Here is a 399-nt window from a genome sequence, read left to right as displayed (position 1 = left end):
GTCTGGCTCAGCGCCGTCACCGGCGTGGTCACCGTGGTGGTGCATGCAGGGTCGGTGCTGCCCGCCGGGCAGGCCGGGCTGGTCGAGGTCGCGGTGTTCACCACGTTACCGGCGGTCACGTCGGCGGCCGTCACCGTGTAGGTGCCCGTCAACACGCAGGTCGCACCCGGCGCCACCGATGCACAGGTGGTGCTGCTCGGGGTGATCTTGCTGTCGCTCACCACCACGTTGGTCAGGTTGCCGCTGGCGCTGGTGTTGGTCACGGTGACCGTGTAGGTCAGCGTGTCGCCCAGGCTCACCGTGCCCGAACCGTCTTCGTCGGCGTTACCCGTCATCGCCTTGGCCAGGGTCTGGCTCAGCGCCGTCACCGGCGTGGTCACCGTGGTGGTGCAGGCCGGA

The 399-nt window shown here is 69.4% G+C and carries 1 protein-coding gene; it reads right to left on the bottom strand.

Features of this window, described 5'->3' with window-relative positions; genetic code table 11:
- A partial coding sequence (locus AC6CH2_RS22515) for a CLIPPER-2 domain-containing protein (RefSeq protein ID WP_498271163.1) occupies positions 1-399 on the bottom strand: 399 nt, incomplete at both ends.

It is taken from the genome of Lysobacter sp. GQ73, from assembly GCF_059758755.1.
The sequence above is the reverse complement of the archived record's forward strand: the minus strand, read 5'-3'. Positions and strand labels throughout refer to the sequence as shown.